Annotated in this window: 1 protein-coding gene; it reads right to left on the reverse strand. The window is 34.9% G+C overall.

Going from position 1 to position 920, the window contains the following annotated elements; translation table 11 throughout:
- Positions 1–125: 125 nt before the first annotated feature.
- The gene (rsmD, locus tag ACIPNH_RS00135) at positions 126–674 is read right to left on the reverse strand and encodes a 16S rRNA (guanine(966)-N(2))-methyltransferase RsmD (RefSeq protein ID WP_264723975.1); all 549 of its coding nucleotides are present in this window, start codon (positions 672–674) and stop codon (positions 126–128) included.
- Positions 675–920: the final 246 nt, after the last annotated feature.

A 920-nucleotide genomic window follows, 5' to 3' on the forward strand; every position in this document is an offset into this window, starting at 1 on the left:
CACTCAACCTCCTTATCATCTTCTATCCTTATCTTATCACATCCGGACTTCTATGAAAAGAGCTATATCTTCAAAAGCTTGACGGAAATAGAACTGAAACCCATCAATGAAAAGCATATACAAGTTTAAGTTGATAGAGAAAGAAAAATTATTCTTGCTATACCGTAAATACGTTCCAAGATTATACTAAAGTCTTTATTGCACTCAAAACCTTCGTTTTTCCTAATCTCTAGAATTATCAATGCATCATCACTTAACCAGCCTGAGTGAGCTAGTCCATTCAACGTTGATTCAACTAGATTGCTATTGTAAGGTGGGTCTATAAAAACTATGTCACATTTTGAAATAGGTTGTGGTAAGCAGTTAGCACTGCAGCAAATTAGCGTAACATTGTCCGTAATTCCAAAATCTTTTGCTGTTTTTTTAGGCAATTGCAAATTGTAATAATCTGAATCTACCATAAATGCATGTTTAGCGCCGCGAGAAAGCGCTTCAAATGAAAAAGAACCACTACCACAGAATAAATCAAGTACATTCAAGTTATAAATAGGTTTTCTTGAGGAAAGCATATTAAATATTGCTTCTCGGACAATACTCATAGTTGGCCGTGCAGCTAAATGCTTACCTGTAGTTATTTTTCTTCCGCGATATTTGCCTGCAATGATGCGTAGCATATTAAATAAGCTCCAAAATAATTAATTATTTATACTATATGATTAATGTCAATATGGCTTTAGCAGTTTAATAGAGAGAAGCTATCGAGTCGCTTGTAAGAAAAACACAAACACAAGACTCATCAGTTATCTTTTTCTGATTTGCCTGCTGCATTAATTGCTTGACCAATCTCATCTTGTATAGCATTTCTCATAATAGTCCGAACAGGTCATAGGAAGGCAGAATCAACAGCACGACGAAAGGAT

Origin of the sequence: Wolbachia endosymbiont of Drosophila barbarae (assembly GCF_044752445.1) — a bacterium.
In the GTDB taxonomy this organism is placed as follows: domain Bacteria; phylum Pseudomonadota; class Alphaproteobacteria; order Rickettsiales; family Anaplasmataceae; genus Wolbachia; species Wolbachia pipientis.